Source organism: Massilia luteola (assembly GCF_034420155.1).
GTDB classification, from domain to species: Bacteria; Pseudomonadota; Gammaproteobacteria; order Burkholderiales; family Burkholderiaceae_D; genus Telluria; species Telluria luteola.
In genome coordinates, this window is the sequence record NZ_JAXOFN010000007.1 from 204,691 (window position 1) to 220,181 (window position 15,491).

11 protein-coding genes and 3 tRNA genes are annotated in these 15,491 nt (G+C 67.6%); 9 read left to right on the forward strand and 5 right to left on the reverse strand.

Annotated elements, in window-relative coordinates:
- Window positions 1–162: 162 nt before the first annotated feature.
- Entirely contained in the window at window positions 163–1,080 is a 918-nt protein-coding gene (locus U9J41_RS10950) for a glycosyltransferase family protein (protein ID WP_322402214.1), read from the forward strand.
- Window positions 1,081–1,100: 20 nt separating this feature from the next.
- Here the strand turns inward: U9J41_RS10950 and U9J41_RS10955 are convergent, their stop codons facing one another.
- The 4 genes from U9J41_RS10955 to U9J41_RS10970 all read right to left on the reverse strand — a co-directional run bounded on the left by U9J41_RS10955 (window position 1,101) and on the right by U9J41_RS10970 (window position 4,866).
- Complete coding sequence (locus tag U9J41_RS10955; protein WP_322402215.1) at window positions 1,101–2,393, reverse strand: sugar MFS transporter; 1,293 nt, start codon at window positions 2,391–2,393, stop codon at window positions 1,101–1,103.
- A 251-nt stretch (window positions 2,394–2,644) separates the two neighbouring features.
- Complete coding sequence (gene ttcA / locus U9J41_RS10960) at window positions 2,645–3,589, reverse strand: tRNA 2-thiocytidine(32) synthetase TtcA (protein ID WP_322402216.1); 945 nt, start codon at window positions 3,587–3,589, stop codon at window positions 2,645–2,647.
- Window positions 3,586–3,984 (reverse strand): dihydroneopterin aldolase, encoded by a 399-nt coding sequence (locus U9J41_RS10965; protein WP_056442625.1) that lies wholly within the window; start codon window positions 3,982–3,984, stop codon window positions 3,586–3,588. The genes ttcA and U9J41_RS10965 overlap by 4 nt, the downstream gene beginning before the upstream one ends.
- Window positions 3,985–4,017: 33 nt before the next feature.
- A complete protein-coding gene (locus U9J41_RS10970; RefSeq protein WP_322402217.1) occupies window positions 4,018–4,866 on the reverse strand; it encodes an SDR family oxidoreductase in 849 nt (282 codons plus the stop codon).
- Window positions 4,867–4,917: 51 nt separating this feature from the next.
- On the opposite strand from U9J41_RS10970, the gene U9J41_RS10975 reads away from it, so the two are divergent.
- From U9J41_RS10975 to U9J41_RS10990, 4 genes are all read left to right on the forward strand, one after another.
- Window positions 4,918–6,066: a class I SAM-dependent methyltransferase gene (locus U9J41_RS10975; RefSeq protein ID WP_322402218.1), complete on the forward strand. Its 1,149-nt coding sequence runs from the start codon at window positions 4,918–4,920 to the stop codon at window positions 6,064–6,066.
- A gap of 176 nt (window positions 6,067–6,242) precedes the next feature.
- Window positions 6,243–7,268, forward strand: a complete 1,026-nt coding sequence (locus tag U9J41_RS10980) for a J domain-containing protein (RefSeq protein WP_322402219.1) — start codon at window positions 6,243–6,245, stop codon at window positions 7,266–7,268.
- A gap of 139 nt (window positions 7,269–7,407) precedes the next feature.
- Window positions 7,408–9,042 carry a response regulator gene (locus tag U9J41_RS10985; protein ID WP_322402220.1) on the forward strand — a complete coding sequence of 545 codons (1,635 nt, stop codon included), beginning with the start codon at window positions 7,408–7,410 and terminating at the stop codon, window positions 9,040–9,042.
- Between the two features lie 5 nt (window positions 9,043–9,047).
- The gene (locus U9J41_RS10990) at window positions 9,048–10,604 is read left to right on the forward strand and encodes an HDOD domain-containing protein (RefSeq protein ID WP_322402221.1); all 1,557 of its coding nucleotides are present in this window, start codon (window positions 9,048–9,050) and stop codon (window positions 10,602–10,604) included.
- On the opposite strand, the gene U9J41_RS10995 is transcribed toward U9J41_RS10990, so the two are convergent.
- Window positions 10,570–13,809, reverse strand: a complete 3,240-nt coding sequence (locus U9J41_RS10995) for an EAL domain-containing protein (RefSeq protein ID WP_322402222.1) — start codon at window positions 13,807–13,809, stop codon at window positions 10,570–10,572. The two genes, U9J41_RS10990 and U9J41_RS10995, sit on opposite strands and share 35 nt — an antisense overlap.
- A gap of 204 nt (window positions 13,810–14,013) precedes the next feature.
- On the opposite strand from U9J41_RS10995, the gene U9J41_RS11000 reads away from it, so the two are divergent.
- From U9J41_RS11000 to tuf, 4 genes are all read left to right on the forward strand, one after another.
- Window positions 14,014–14,098, forward strand: a tRNA-Tyr gene (locus U9J41_RS11000).
- Window positions 14,099–14,150: 52 nt separating this feature from the next.
- Window positions 14,151–14,224 (forward strand) — tRNA-Gly (locus U9J41_RS11005).
- Between the two features lie 11 nt (window positions 14,225–14,235).
- Window positions 14,236–14,310, forward strand: a tRNA-Thr gene (locus tag U9J41_RS11010).
- An 81-nt stretch (window positions 14,311–14,391) separates the two neighbouring features.
- Window positions 14,392–15,491 (forward strand): elongation factor Tu (tuf, locus tag U9J41_RS11015; protein ID WP_322402223.1); only part of this gene is annotated, 1,100 nt, incomplete at its 3' end.

Here is a 15,491-nt window from a genome sequence, read left to right on the forward strand (position 1 = left end):
CACGCAGCCTGATCCCGCGCAATCGCCGTCGATTCCGCTGCAACCGCCGCGCACGGCCCCACTCTCACTCCATGTGGATTCGATTGGAGGCGTACGTCATGGACAAGGCTTTTTATTTTGCGCGCGGACACCGGCGAACACGCACGCGCGGCGGAGGCTGACATGGGCGCCACGGCCGCGCGGGCCAGCTGCTGCATCGTCTGCGGCGCCGCGCCGCAGGACCGGATCGCGCGCCTGCTGCTGAGTCTCACGACCGCGTGCCCGCACCTGCTGGTGTACCTGGCCGACGATGCGCGGCAGCCCGGCCTGGCCGCGCTGGCGGGGCGCTACGGCGCGCACTACCGCCCGCAGTCCGACTCGCCGGGCCACGCGCGCGTCCATAACCGGGTCCTGAGCGAGGCGGCCGGCGCAGGAAGCGCCTATCACCTGCTGCTTGGCCCGGACATCGGCTTGCCGCTCGACGCGGTGGCCCGGATGATCGCCTACATGGAGCAGCATCCCGACGTGGGCCTGCTGACGCCACGGGTGCAGGGCCCGGACGGACGTCTGCAACCGTTGTGCAGCCTGCTGCCGGGGCCGGTGGAACTGGTGCTGGGGCGCTGCTTTCCGCTGCTGCACCGGTCCAGCGGCAGGCTGGCGCGCTACCAGCTGCATGCGAGCGGCTACAGCCGGGTGATGGACGTGCCGGTGCCGCCCGCGTGCTGCCTGCTGATGCGGGTCGAGACCGTGCTGCGCGTCGGCATGTTCGACGAGCGCTTCCTGCTGCGCTTCGACACGGTCGACCTGGCGCGCCGCACGTCACGCATCGCGCGCACCGTATTCCTGCCGCACGTGACGGTCGTGCGCGATGTCGTGCGTGATGCCGTGCGCGATCCCGCCCGCGCCGGTGCGCGCGGCGGGTGCATGCGGGTGGCGTGGTGCTGGCGGCGGTGCGTGTCGGCCTGCCGCTACTTCAACAAATGGGGCTGGCTGCGCGATGCCGAGCGCGACCGCATCAATGGCCGCGTCCTGCGCCAGCTCGGGCCGGCGCGCCGGCGGCTGGACGGCGTGAGCCCGGCCGGGACCGACGTGGCCGGGTGAGCGAGGCGAACGATGACGGGTCAACCGCGCGCCAGCGGCCGGCGCGCGTACCAGCCGAAGGCGAGGATCAGCAGGTAGCACAGCGCGGGCACGGCCAGTGCGAGGCGCAGACCGGCGGCGTCGGCCGCGTAACCGGTGATCAGGGGCACGACGGCGCCGCCGACGATGGCCACGCAGATCAGGCCCGAGCCTTCGGCCGCGCGCTCGCCCAGGCCTTCGGACGCCAGGGTGAAGATGGTGGGGAACATGATCGAGTTGACGAGGCCGATCGCCAGCAGCGCCCAGCCGGACGCCGCGCCATGCGTGGCGGCGGAGACGAGCAGCAGCAGCGCGGCGATGGCGCCGGCGCCGGCCAGCACCTTGCCGGGAGAGCAGATGCGCAGGACGTAAGCGCCGAGGAAACGGCCGACCATGGCGCCGCCCCAGTACAGCGGCACGTGCTTGCCGGCCGCTTCCGCGCCCAGGCCCAGCACGTCGTTTTGCATCAGGTAGTTCACGATCAGCGAACCGACCGCCACCTCGGCGCCGACGTACAGGAAGATGCATAAGGCGCCGAACGCGAAGCGCGGCTGTTTCAGCAGGTCGAAGGCGCCCCACATGCTGCTGTCGGGATGGGGATGTTCGACGAGCTTCCCGCGGTTGGTCCAGACGAGGAAGGCGACGATGGCCAGTGCGACGGCCAGGCCGAGGTAGGTGTGCACCACGACCTGGCTTTCGGCGGCGCGGTAGGCGGCGAGGGCGTCGGCCGACAGCGTGGCCTGGTCGACGCGGGCCAGCGAGCCGAGGATCAGGATCGCGCCGACGTAGGGAAAGACGGTCGTGCCGAGCGAATTGAAGGCCTGCGCGAAGGTCAGGCGGCTGGATGCCGTGGCGGGGGCGCCCAGCATCGAGATCAGCGGATTCGCCACGACCTGCACGATGGTGATGCCGGCCGCCAGGACGAACAGCGCCAGCAGGAAGGTGATGAACATGCCGGATGAGGACGCGGGGATGAACAGCAGGCAGCCGGCCGTCATCGTGAGCAGGCCGACGACGGCGGTCCGCATGTAGCCGATGCGCTGCACGATCGCGGCGGCCGGCAGCGACACGATGAAATAGGCGGCAAAGAAGGCCGATTGCACGAGCATCGCCTGCGCGTACGACAGCGTGAACAGGTCTTTCAGTTTCGGAATGATGACGTCGTTCAGGCTCGTGATGCCGCCGAACGTGAAGAACAGGGCGAACACGAAGATGCGCAGGCTCGCGACTTGGGTGTTGGCGTTGGCAGAAGCGCCGCTCGTCTGGGCGGCGCTGGCGGGTTGGCCGATTTGCATGAGGAATCCAGGTGGGTTGGACGATGCGGACGCCAAACGACGTCGCAGGCGAGGTAGGAATATTACATCGCCTTGCCGGCCTGTTGTGGTCCTTGCCGGGCTATCCTCAGAGTGAAATCGATCTCACGAAGGCCGGGTCGGTCATCGCGACGAAACTGTATTACATAGACAACGTTAAAAACGCAGCGTGCATGCCGGCGCCGCCATGCCTGGTCGGACAGGGCGGCGCCGGCAGCGCGGCGCAAAACGGCTCAGAGCGGCTGCAACGGAATGGTGCCCGTCGCCGGCACCCCGCACGGCTCTGCGTCGAAGGCGATGTCGCCGGCCGGATTCGCCACGCCGTCGGCCTTCAGGTCCGCGAAGCCGAACATGTCGCGGTCCATCAGGTGCGACGGCACGACGGTCGACAGCGACGAGAAGATGTTTTCCACGCGGCCCGGGTGTTTCTTTTCCCAGTCGCGCAGCATGGCCTTGATCTGTTTTCTCTGCAGGTTTTCCTGCGAGCCGCACAGGTCGCACGGGATGATCGGGAACTGTTTCACTTCCGCGTAGCGCTCGGTGTCCGCTTCCTTCACGTACGCGAGCGGGCGGATCACGACGTGCTTGCCGTCGTCCGACACGAGCTTGGCCGGCATGCCCTTGATCTTCGCGCCAAAGAACATGTTCAGGAAGAAGGTTTCGAGGATGTCGTCGCGATGGTGACCCAGGGCGATCTTCGTGCAGCCCAGCTCGTCCGCGACGCGGTACAGGATGCCGCGGCGCAGGCGCGAGCACAGCGAGCACGTGGTCTTGCCTTCCGGGATCAGGCGCTTGACGATGCTGTAGGTGTCCTGGTTCTCGATGTGGAACGGAATATTGAGCTTCGTCAGGTAGGCCGGCAGCACCTCGGGCGGGAAATTCGGCTGTTTCTGGTCGAGGTTGACGGCGACGATGTCGAAGTGGATCGGCGCGCGCTCGCGCAGGGTCATCAGAATGTCCAGCAGGGCATAGCTGTCCTTGCCGCCGGACAGGCAGACCATGATCTTGTCGCCGTCCTCGATCATGTTGAAGTCGCCGATCGCCTGGCCGACGAGGCGGCACAGGCGCTTGTGCAGCTTGTTGTTCTCGTAGGCCTGTTTGTCCACCTTCTTGTCGGCGGCGTCGGGCACGGCAGGGGCGGACACGTCCGCCGGACGCGCCATCGTCACTTCATTCATGCTTCATCCTTGATCTGGAACACTTCGACGCCGACGCCTTCGCAGTCGGGATACACGTCGGGCTTCATCGTCGAGACGCGGGCCGCGCGCACGTTGGGGTGGGCCAGCATCGCCTTCACGACGTCGTCGCACAGGGTTTCCTGCAACTGCACGTGGCCTTGCGCCATGCGCCTGGCGATGGTCTCGCGCATGAAGTCGTAGTCGACCACTTCGTGCAGCTGGTCGTCCTTCGGTGTCGACAGGCCGAGCGGAATGTACAGGTCGACATTGATCAGGACGCGTTGCTCGCCCTTCTTTTCGAACTCATGGACACCGATGTTGATCATGACTTCGTAATTGCGCAGGAACAGCCTGCGGCAATCGCGCAGCTGCGGGTAGAACAGGGCGGACAACATAGGAAACCTTCGAGGTAAGGGGCAATGTAAAAATTATTCAGTCAAAAACATCACGTCGCGCGCCAGCGGCATCAGATGCTGGCCGCCGTCGACGAGCAGGGTGGTGCCGGTCAGTGCCTTCGCGTGCGCCGCGTAGCACACGGCGTCGACGATGTCCTGCGGCGTCGACGAGCGCCCCAGCGGCGTGACCCGGTGTGCGCGCCCGAAGCCGTCCGCGCTCTGGTCGCCGGACACGAGCGTGATGCCGGGCGCGACGCCGACGACGCGCAGTTTCGGCGCCAGCGCCTGGGCCAGCACGGTGGTGGCCGTCTGCAATGCGGCCTTTGACAACGTGTACGACAAAAAATCCGGGTTGAGATTGTACAGTTTCTGGTCGAGCAAGTTGATCACGACGGCCTGGCCACCGTCCGGCACCAGCGCGTGGAGTTCCTGCGCGAGCAGCAGCGGGGCCGCCACATTGCACTGCATGTGGGTGGCCAGCAGGGCTGGAGAAAACGCGTCCGGCTTGTCGTATTCGAACAACGAAGCGTTGTTGACGATGCAATCCAGTCCACCCAGCAAATGCACGACCTGGCGCGGCAGGGCGCGCACGGCGGCGTCGAGCGCCAGGTCGGCGTGCAGCGCGACGGCGCGCCGGCCCAGCGCGCGGATCGCCGTCACGACGTCGTCGGCGTCGGCGGCGGACTGGCGGTAGTGCACGGCGATGTCCCAGCCGGCCTCGGCCATGCCGAGCGCGATGGCGCGCCCGATGCGCCGGCCGGCGCCCGTGACGAGCGCCACCCGGGCGCGCCGGGCGTGCGGCGCGGCGTCGTCGTTGGCGGCCTGGGTCTCGGGGCCGGGATCGGTATGGGCCTGCTCGTCGTTCGTATATGTCTGTGTCATCGTGATGGCGGCCGTTTGTTGGTCCCTGCCGATTCTCGCTACAATGGCCGGATGTCCTTACCTCTCCCCTCCAGCGACGCGCTGGCCGCGTCCCAAGCCCTGCAGCGCATGATCGCTGCCGAGATCGCCGACCAGGGCGGCGCCATCCCGTTCTCGCGCTTCATGGAGCTGGCGCTGTACGCGCCGAATCTCGGCTATTACAGCGGCGGGGCGGCCAAGCTGGGCCGCGACGGCGATTTCACCACCTCGCCCGAGATCAGCCCGCTGTTCGGCGCCACGCTGGCGCGCGCGGCCGCCGCTATTATGGCCCAAAGTGGCCCCAACATCATCGAATTCGGCGCCGGCACGGGCAAACTGGCCCATGACGTCCTGACGACGCTGGGCGAACTGGGCGTGCGCATCGACAGCTATACGATCATCGAACTGTCGGGAGAATTGCGCGCGCGCCAGCAGGAGGCGCTGAAGGATTTTCCGCAGGTGCGCTGGACGCACGATTTCCCGGACGCGTTCCGCGGCGTGGTCCTCGCCAACGAGGTGCTGGATGCGATGCCGGTCGAGCTCGTCCAGCGCGACGGCGGCAGCTGGCAGCGCCAGATGGTGACGGTCGACGCCGGCCGCTTCGCCTTCGCGCCGGGCGCGCCCGATGCGGCGCTGCTGGATCAGGTCGCGCGCCAGATCCCGGACGCCGACACGCTGCAAGACGGTTATCTGACCGAAATCCACCCTATCGGCTGCGGTTTCATGCGCTCGCTGGCGCAGATGTTCAAGGGGGGCAAGGGCGCCGCGATCCTGATCGACTACGGTTTTCCCGCCCACGAATATTATTTCGACGAGCGCACGAGCGGCACGCTGATGTGCCATTACCGCCACCACGCGCACCCCGACCCGTTTTATTTGCCGGGCCTGCAGGACATCACGGCGCACGTCGACTTCACGGCGATGGCGCTGGCGGCCCACGGCGCCGGGCTCGACGTGCTTGGCTACATGAGCCAGGCCGCGTTCCTGCTGGCGGCGGGCATCGGCGAACTGTTGCTGCGGACGGATCCGGAAGATGCGCTGCGCTACCTGCCGCAGTCGAAGGCCGTGCAAAAGCTCGTGTCGCCGGCCGAGATGGGGGAATTGTTCAAGGTACTCATCGTCGGCAGCGGCGTGGACGCCGATCCGGCCATCGAACGCGCCGACCGCAGCCATAAGTTGTGATACTGACATCTTGCGTCGCGGATACAAACCCGGCTATCCTGTACTTCCGCCCGTACGGCAGGCCGCCCCTTGCCTCTGCCGTTACTGAACGAATCGGCTAATATTGATGCAGCACGATGCCCGCACCGGCAAGCGCGGGCGTCATGCGTGGCGCCCGTGCAACCTGACTCCCGACCATGGCCAAGATCCACACCCATTATGACAACCTCAAGGTGTCGCGCCACGCACCGCAGGAAGTCATTCGCGCGGCCTACAAGGCGCTGAGTCAGAAATACCATCCCGACAAGAATCCGGGCGACGAGCGCGCCGCCCGCATCATGGCGATCGTCAATACGGCCTACAACATCCTGTCCGATCCCGGGCGCCGCAAGGAGCACGACGAATGGATCGCGTCCGAAGAGTGGGAAGTGGAGTGGCTGGAAAGCTCCCACGGCGACGACGGGCGCGAGCGGCCCAGGGGCGACCCGCACTGGGAACCGCGCCAGGTGGCGGCGCCGTCGCGCTGGCGCGTGCTGCGCGACCCGCGCTGGTGGGGTGTGATGCTGGCCGCCTTCGCGGGCGGCGGCGCATTGACCCTCGTGCTGCTCGATCCGCCCCGATATCTGCCGAGCGCGCTGACCTGGCCTGGCAAGGCCCAGCCTGCCGCGGTGGCCGCGGCACCGGCATCCGCGGCGGCGTCCGCAGCGGCATCCGCCACCGCGTCCGCGCCGGTGCCGAACACGCCGCCCGACCCGCTCGGCACCGACGCCAGCGCCGACGGCTGGGCACGTCCGGCCGGGCAGGCCGATGCGCCGCCCGACATCAAGGCGCTCGCCGTGACCCAGCTCGTCGTGCCGGCCCGCGCCCCCGATTGCGATACCGACCTGCAGGCCCAGGTGGCACCGACGGGCGATCCGTGGCCCGCGCAGTCCGGTTACGTCGACGGTTATCCGCTCGGCAACCAGGGTGACGAGATGCAGGTGCTGGTCGACAACAGCAATAATCCATCGCCCGTGCTGGTCAAGATCTACGACCTGGACCGCCGCTCGAACGTGCGCCACGCGTATGTGCTGGGCCGGGCCAAGTTCTTGATCGAGAAACTGTCGGCCGGCAAGTACGAAGTCCGTTACCAGAACATCATGATCGGCGGGGCCCGTCCGGAATGCGTCAACGGCCACCGCGCGCCGCTGCGCCAGGCCGCCGCGCGCCAGCCCGGCGCCTGAGTGTGGTTTTTTGCGACATTTTGCCCGGTCGGGCGAGGGTGAAATTCAAGAATTCTATTCCCCGGACGTAATATACTCGGTAGACCAAGAGGCCCTTGCAGCCCACTGCCCAGCGCAGGCACACACGGAAAACCGGGATATGAACGAACTTGACGGCCTCACCGCCCTGATCATCGAGCCGCATGCCGGCATGCGGTCGACGATCCACAACATGCTGAACATGTGCGGCCTGAGCAAGATCGACCACGTCGGCGGCTCGAACCAGGCCGTCAAGCACCTCGGCCTGAAGCATTACGACCTGATCCTGTGCGAATACGCGCTGGAAGGGGGGCAGGACGGCCAGCAACTGCTCGAGGACGTGCGCCACCACAAGCTCATGCCCCTGTCGACCATGTTCTTCATGGTCACGGCCGAAGGCGATTACGGCAAGGTCGTCAGCGCCGCCGAACTCGGGCCCACCGATTACGTGCTGAAGCCGTTCACGGCCGACCGCCTGCTCGAGCGCATCGCGCGCGGCCTGGAGCGGCGCAACGCGCTGCTGCCGGTGTACGAGTTGATGGAGGCGGGCAACCAGCGCGAAGCAATCGCCGCCTGCGTCGACGGCGAGACCCGCCATCCGCGCTACCTCGTCGATTTCCTGCGCCTGCGCGCCGAACTGCACATGTTCCTCGGCGAGCCGCACGAGGCCGAACCGGTCTATCGCCAGCTCGTCGAGACCAAGGCCATCGCCTGGGCGCGCCTGGGCCTGGCCAAGACCCTGTTCCTGCGCGAGCGCTACGACGAGGCCCGCGAGATGCTCGAGGACCTCGTCGACAGCAACAAGAACTTCGTCGACGCCTACGACTGGCTGGCGCGCACCCACGAGGCGAGCGGCGCGCTGGACGACGCCCAGGCCGTGCTGATGGAAGCGGTGGCCGTGTCGCCGCACGCCGTGCGCCGGCTGCGCAAGCTGGGCGAGACCGCGCTCGAGGCGGGCGACCACGATACGGCCGAGAAGACCTTGAAGCAGGTCGTCAGCAAGGCCAAGTATTCCGAGTTCAAGGACCCGCAGGACCACGTGCTCCTCGTGCAGACGCTCGTGCGCAAGGGCGACCCCGTGCAGGCCGCGGCCGTCGTCCGCGACCTGGATAAATCGATGGCCTTCCAGAAGCACACGCCGCTGTGCAGCGCCATCGCATCGAGCCTCGTGCACGAATACACGGGCAACGAGGCGCGCCTGGCGGAAGCGCTGGCGGCCGCCCTCGCGGCCAACAAGGAGGCGCCCGACCTGCGTCCCGAGCTCAAGCTGGAACTGGCCCGCACCTGCATCGAGAACGGCATGGAAGAAGGCGCCGCCGACGTCGTGCGCGAGGTGATGCGCAATGCCCAGAACGGCGCCGCGGTGGCGCGCGCGATGGCCGTGTTCGAGAACGCGGGCCAGGCCGAGACGGCGCAGAAGCTGGCGCTGGAAAGCCGCCAGCAGGTCGTCGACCTCGTCGCCACCGGCGCCGCCAAGGCCAAGGGCGGCGACTATAAGGGCGCCCTCGTGCTGATGCAGGAAGCGGCGACCAAGCTGCCAACCAATCCGCAGGTCGTGTTCAACGCCGCGCTGGCAACCCTGAAATGCCTGGACCACGACGGCTGGGACGAGCGCCTCGGCCAGCAGGCCCTCGGCTACATCGCCGGCGTGCGCCGCCTCGATCCGGTCAACCCCAAGCTGCCCGCGCTGGCCGGGATGCACCAGCAGATCCTCACGAAATACGACAAGGGCCCGCGCCTGAAGAAGGCCGGCTGAGCAACATGACGAATCCGAACCCGAACCCCGGTCCGCCGCCGGACGGCCGCCGCGTGCGCGCCGCGCTGCTGCAGAAAGTCGGCGGCGACGAGGACATGTTCGCGCTCGGCAGCGCCATCGCGCGCGTCGTGCAGATGGCCACCTCGGACGACAAGGGCACGCACGACCTCGCGCACTTCGTGTTGTCCGACGTCGCGCTCACCCAGCGCATCCTGCGCCTGGCGAACACGGTCCGCTACCGCACCGCGGCCGGCACGGCCGTCACGACGGTCTCGCGCGCGATCTCCCTGCTGGGCTTCGACAACGTGCGCACGGTCGCGCTGGCGATGCTGCTCGTCGACGCGCTGGCCAGCAGCGACCATGCGTACAGCGTGCGCGTGGAACTGGAAGCGTCGCTGTGCGCGAGCCTCGTCGGACGCGAGATGGCGCGCCACAGCTTTTACCAGGGCGCGGAGGAAGCGTCGATCGGCGCGTTGTTCAAGAATCTCGGCGCGCTGCTGGTGGCGTCGCACGAGCACGACCGCTACCTCGAGATCCAGGCCCTCATCGGGACCGGCAAGCACGCGCTTGCGCAGGCCGCGCAGATGATCCTCGGCTGCAGCTTCGATGCGCTGTCCGAGGCCGTGCTGGGCGAGTGGAAGATTCCGGACGTGATCATGCGCGCCCAGCGCCCGCTGGAGCCCGGCACGCTCAAGCTGGCCGTGAACCGCGGCGAGTGGATGCGCCAGGTGGCGTCGTTCAGCCTGGACGTCGCGCGCCTGATGGGAAAAACCGCGACGCCGTCCGACGCACCGGAAGCGCAAGCCATGCTGGCGCGCTACGGCACCGCGCTGAACATCGGCGCGGCCGAACTGGACGAGTTGTTCGAGGCGGTGGCGTTCGAGATGAAGAGCCTCCTGGAGAGCATGAACCTGCAGCCGGTGCCGCGCCGTGCGCCGGAAGACGTGGGCGGCCTGCCCAACGTGCTGGTGCTGGCGACCCTGGGCGCGGGCGAGAAGGAAGAGCAGGGCACCTACCCGAGCGGCAAGCCGAAAAACGCGCGCGACCTGCTGCTGGCCGGCGTGCAGGACGTGACCCAGATGCGCGCCTCGGGCCAGCACAAGGTCAACGACGTGGTGCTCGCGGTGCTGGAGACGCTGTACACCGCGCTGGGCTTCCGTTTCGCGACGGTCGTGCTCAAGGACGTGCGCGCCGGGCAGTACCGGGCCCGCGTCTCGTTCGGGCTCACGCAGGCGGGCGTGCAGCAAGGCTTCACGTTTCCGCTGGCGGCGAGCGGCGAAAAGGGCGCGCGCGACCTGTTTTACCTGGCGATGGAAAACGATGCCGACCTGATGATCTCGGACGCGCGCGGCGCCAAGATCCGCGACCTGCTGCCGGCCTGGCACAAGGCGCTGCTGCCGGATGCGCAGAGCTTCATCGTGCTCCCGCTGGTGGTCGGCAAGGCCCAGCTGGGCCTGTTCTACGCCGACCGCACGGCGACGGCGCCGGAAGGCGTGCCGCCCGACGAGACGGCCCTCATCAAGGCGCTCAAGGGCCAGGTACTGGCTGCGCTTGCGCCCTGACGAAGTCGCGGAATTCGCGCACCGGCATCGGCCGCCCGAACAGGAAACCCTGCGCCTCGTCGCTGTGCCGGTCGCGCAGGAACCCCCGCTGCGCCTGGGTTTCGACACCTTCCGCGATCACGCCCAGCCCGAGCGCGTGGGCGAGGCCGATGGTCGCGCCGACGATGGCGGCGTCGTTCGGATTCGTCTCGATATCGCGCACGAAGCCGCGGTCGATCTTGATGCGGTCGATCGCGAACAGCTTCAGGTAGGCCAGCGACGAGTAGCCCGTGCCGAAGTCGTCGATCGCCAGCTTGAAGCCGCGCGCGCGCAGTTGCAGCAGCACCTTGCGCGTGTTCTCCGGGTCGCGCATCGCGGCCGTTTCCGTGATCTCCAGTTCCAGCCGCGCCGGATCGATCGCGTGCTCGTCGAGCAGCTGGTCCAGGCGTGACAGCAGCGCCCCGCCGTTGAACTGGCGCGCCGACAGGTTCACGGCCAGGCGCAGCTGGCCCATGCCGTCTTCCTGCCACTCGGCCAGCAAGGCCATGGCGCGCGCCAGCACCCAGTCGCCCAGCGGCAGGATCAGGCCCGATTCCTCGGCGATGGGAATGAAGCGGCCGGGATCGATGCTGCCCAGTTCCGAATCGTCCCAGCGCAGCAGCACCTCGGCGCCGATCACGCGCCCCGTCGCGAGTTCGACCTGGGCCTGCAGGTGCACGTCGAAGCCGCCGCTTTCCAGCGTCGCCCACATGCGGTTCTCCAGCACCAGGTGCTCGTGCGTGGCCGCGTTCATGGCGGACGAGAAGAACTGGAAATTGCCGCGGCCCTCGCGCTTGGCGGCGTACATCGCCATGTCGGCGTGGCGCAGCAGCGTGTCCGGGTCGGCGCCGTCGTCCGGGAACAGGGCCACGCCCACGCTGGCGCCGCTGTGCGCCGTGGTGCCGGCCAAGCGGTAGGGCTGCTGCAGCGACTCCACGAGGCGCACCGCCACCGCGCTCACGCTGTCCGGAGACAGGGGGCCGCCCAGCACGATGATGAATTCGTCGCCGCCGAGCCGGGCGAGGGTGTCGACGTCGCGCAGCAGGTCCTTCATGCGCGCCGCGGCGCCCGTCAACAGCTCGTCGCCGGCCTGGTGGCCGAGCGAATCGTTGATCTTCTTGAAGTGGTCGAGGTCGATGAACAGCACGGCCAGCGGCTGCCCGGTGCGGCGTGCCTGCGCCAGTTGCCGCTCGAGGCGCATGCCGAGCGCATGGCGGTTCTCCAGGCCCGTCAGCGGATCGTGGTGGGCCAGGCGGTGGATGCGCGCCTGGGCGCGCTGCTGCTCGGTCAGGTCGCGCAGGATGCACACGAACAGGCGCTCGCCGGCGAGGTCGACGAGGGACACGGACACGGCCAGCGGCAGCGGCTCGCCGCGCGCGTCCAGGCCGTCCAGCTGGCGGTCGTCGGGGCTGTTGCCGGCCAGGCGCGCCAGCAGGTCGGGGCCGTTCTCGTCGTCGTGGCCCGGCACCAGCGCCGTGAACGCGAGACCGGGCAGGTGGGCGGGCGGGTAGCCGAACAGTGCCGCCGTGGCGCGGTTGGCGGACAGCACCTGGCCATGCGCGTCGACGGTGATGATGGCGTCGGCGGCATTGTCGAGGATGGCCTGCAGGCGCGCCGCCCGGTCCGCCACCTGCGCCTCGATCTGGGCGCGCTCGCCGCTGACGATCAGCATCAGTGCGCCCAGCAGCGCGGCCAGCAGCAGCCCCGTCGTGATCACGATCCAGCTGGCCAGCCCGCGCTCGCCTTCCATGTACGCCGCCGTCGGCGAAAAGCGCAGCTGCAGCGTGCGGCCGCCGAACCCCAGCAGGACGGTATAGTCGCCGCTCACCGCGCGCCGTCCGGGATCGCCCGCCAGCGTGCGCGGCGCGGCGCCCGCGGTCGTATCGGCCAGGCTGACGTCGAAGCCGGGAAAGCCGGCGTGCCGCACCGCCTGCGCGACGAAGGTGTGCGTGTCGAGGATCAGGGCCAGCATGCCCAGCAGGGGCCGGCCGGGTTCCCTGACCGCGCGGAACAGGACGATGCCGTCGGAGGCCCTGGCCACCAGCCTGATCGGGCCGCTGGCCACGGGGACGGCCGCCGCCTGGGCCCGCGCGGCCGCCTCGGCGCGCCCGGGCGCCGTCAGGAAGTCCATGCCGCGTACCAGCGTATTGGCCGGGGGCCATGTGTACAGCAGGGGCAGGTAGTGCTCGCGCGTGCCGGCCGGCTGGAGTTGCTGTCCCGGGGTCAGGTCGCGCAGGCCGGCGAAATCGGCGTCGACGTTGATGCGAACCCAGGCCTCGAAGGCGGCACGCTCGTCGTTCGTGACCGGCACCAGCCAGTCGACGCCGGTGATTTCCGGCCTGCCGCCGACGTAGCCGCTGGCCGTGCGCAGGAAGCGGTCGCGTTCCATGTACCGGTCTTCCGCGCCGAGCGCGCGCGCGAACGTGTCGACGAAGCGCTCGTGCTCGCGCAGCTCGGCCTGCAGCTCGTCGGCCACCTGCTGCGCCTTGAGGCGGTAGGCCTGCAGGTATTGCTGGTGTTCCCAGTGCACGGTCTGTTCGTAGGCGACGATGACGACGCCGGCCGCCAGCAGCAGCGGCAGGGCGACGATGCGGGCGCGCCTGCGCCACAGCCGGCGCGGCCGGCCGCACACGATCCACACGAGCGGTGCGGCGAGCAGGACGCCGACGGTGTCGCCGGCCCACCAGTTGATCCAGATCGGCGCCCGTTCGGCCGCCGTCACCACGCCCAGCCGGTACAGGACGGCCACGCTGGCCGTCGCGTTGATCAGGCAGAACACCGGTGCGAGCGCCAGGAAGCGGGCGACGTCGCGCGACGTGCCGAGCGCGGGATCGACGAGGCGGCCGAACCATTGCGCGCCGAGCCAGGCCTGGGCCAGCGCGCCGAGTGCGGTGACCGCCGTCGCGGCCGCGGCGATCCACGGCGCGGTGTCGGGCGCCATCCAGCCGTCGGGCAGGTGCATCAGGACCGCGCCGACGGCGATGCCGGGGAGGGCGCGCCAGCCGAACACGACCGTCAGTGCGAAGCCGACGCCGGCCGGCAGGTAGACGGGGGTGGCATAGCCGGCCGGCAGGGCCAGCGCGTGACTGAGCAGGCCGGTGCCGAGGTAGACGGCAATGGTCGTCAGGTTGGCCAGCCACAGGCGGAGCCCGTGCCGTTCGTGATTGCCGCTGCGATTCAGGTCCATGGGGAGGCTCCCTGGCGTAAATACAGTGTACGCCAAACGTCTGCATGGATTGGTCCAGATTGTTTATTGCAAACAGCCCTTGCGGACTTGAACTTCGGCCGTTACAATCACGCCCCGAAGCAGCGACACTGTTTGAGTTTGATCAGTTCAGGCAAAAACAGTTGACGAAGTTTATATGTTGCTTCATACTCTGCGGTTCTTCGCGGTGGGGTGGCCGAGTGGTTAAAGGCAGCAGACTGTAAATCTGCCCTCTCTGAGTACGCTGGTTCGAATCCAGCCCCCACCACCAAATGCGTTGATCGTGTTGTGAATCGAATGTTGAAGCTAAGAAGTAACCTCGCGCGGGTGTAGCTCAATGGTAGAGCTGAAGCCTTCCAAGCTTATGACGAGGGTTCGATTCCCTTCACCCGCTCCAGTTTCAAATAAGCCCTTGTAGCTCAGTGGTAGAGCACTCCCTTGGTAAGGGAGAGGCCACGTGTTCAATCCACGTCAAGGGCACCAGAATTTAAACGGCTGTCGGCTGTCTCGACTGTCAGGTGTGCCTGGTAATTTTCAATATCGTTAGGATCTTAGGAGTCTAGAATGGCAAAAGGTAAATTCGAACGGACCAAGCCGCACGTGAACGTCGGCACCATTGGCCACGTTGACCACGGCAAAACCACCCTGACGGCTGCAATCGCAACCGTTCTGTCGAAGAAATTCGGCGGCGAAGCCAAGGCCTACGATCAGATCGACGCGGCGCCGGAAGAAAAAGCGCGCGGCATCACGATCAACACCGCGCACGTCGAGTACGAAACGGCCAACCGCCACTACGCTCACGTCGACTGCCCGGGCCACGCCGACTACATCAAGAACATGATCACCGGTGCTGCCCAGATGGACGGCGCGATCCTGGTGTGCTCGGCCGCTGACGGTCCGATGCCGCAGACGCGCGAACACATCCTGCTGGCTCGCCAGGTGGGTGTGCCGTACATCATCGTGTTCCTGAACAAGTGCGACCTGGTCGACGACGCGGAACTGCTGGAACTGGTCGAAATGGAAGTGCGCGAGCTCCTGTCGAAGTACGAGTTCCCGGGCGACGACCTGCCGATCATCAAGGGTTCGGCTCGTATGGCGCTGGAAGGCCAGCCGGGCGAGATGGGCGAAGAGTGCATCGCCCGCCTGGCTGAAGCCCTGGACACCTACATCCCGACCCCGGAACGTGCCGTCGACGGCGCCTTCCTGATGCCGGTTGAAGACGTGTTCTCGATCTCGGGTCGCGGTACCGTGGTGACCGGTCGTGTCGAGCGCGGCATCATCAAGGTCGGCGAAGAGATCGAAATCGTCGGCATCACCGACACTGTCAAGACCACCTGCACCGGCGTGGAAATGTTCCGCAAGCTGCTGGACCAGGGTCAAGCCGGCGACAACGTCGGTCTGCTGCTGCGCGGCACCAAGCGTGAAGATGTCCAGCGTGGTCAGGTCCTGGCCAAGCCGGGTTCGATCAAGCCGCACAACCACTTCACCGGCGAGATCTACGTGCTGTCGAAGGATGAGGGCGGCCGTCACACCCCGTTCTTCAACAACTACCGTCCGCAGTTCTACTTCCGTACGACTGACGTGACCGGTTCGATCGAGCTGCCGGCCGACAAGGAAATGGTCATGCCTGGCGACAACGTGTCGATCACCGTCAAGCTGATCGC

Coding starts and splice junctions, on each gene's coding strand:
- U9J41_RS10950 (WP_322402214.1), top strand. CDS start 163: ATGGGCGCCACGGCCGCGCGGGCCAGCTGCTGCATCGTCTGCGGCGCC.
- U9J41_RS10955 (WP_322402215.1), bottom strand. CDS start 2,393: ATGCAAATCGGCCAACCCGCCAGCGCCGCCCAGACGAGCGGCGCTTCT.
- ttcA (WP_322402216.1), bottom strand. CDS start 3,589: ATGAATGAAGTGACGATGGCGCGTCCGGCGGACGTGTCCGCCCCTGCC.
- U9J41_RS10965 (WP_056442625.1), bottom strand. CDS start 3,984: ATGTTGTCCGCCCTGTTCTACCCGCAGCTGCGCGATTGCCGCAGGCTG.
- U9J41_RS10970 (WP_322402217.1), bottom strand. CDS start 4,866: ATGACACAGACATATACGAACGACGAGCAGGCCCATACCGATCCCGGC.
- U9J41_RS10975 (WP_322402218.1), top strand. CDS start 4,918: ATGTCCTTACCTCTCCCCTCCAGCGACGCGCTGGCCGCGTCCCAAGCC.
- U9J41_RS10980 (WP_322402219.1), top strand. CDS start 6,243: ATGGCCAAGATCCACACCCATTATGACAACCTCAAGGTGTCGCGCCAC.
- U9J41_RS10985 (WP_322402220.1), top strand. CDS start 7,408: ATGAACGAACTTGACGGCCTCACCGCCCTGATCATCGAGCCGCATGCC.
- U9J41_RS10990 (WP_322402221.1), top strand. CDS start 9,048: ATGACGAATCCGAACCCGAACCCCGGTCCGCCGCCGGACGGCCGCCGC.
- U9J41_RS10995 (WP_322402222.1), bottom strand. CDS start 13,809: ATGGACCTGAATCGCAGCGGCAATCACGAACGGCACGGGCTCCGCCTG.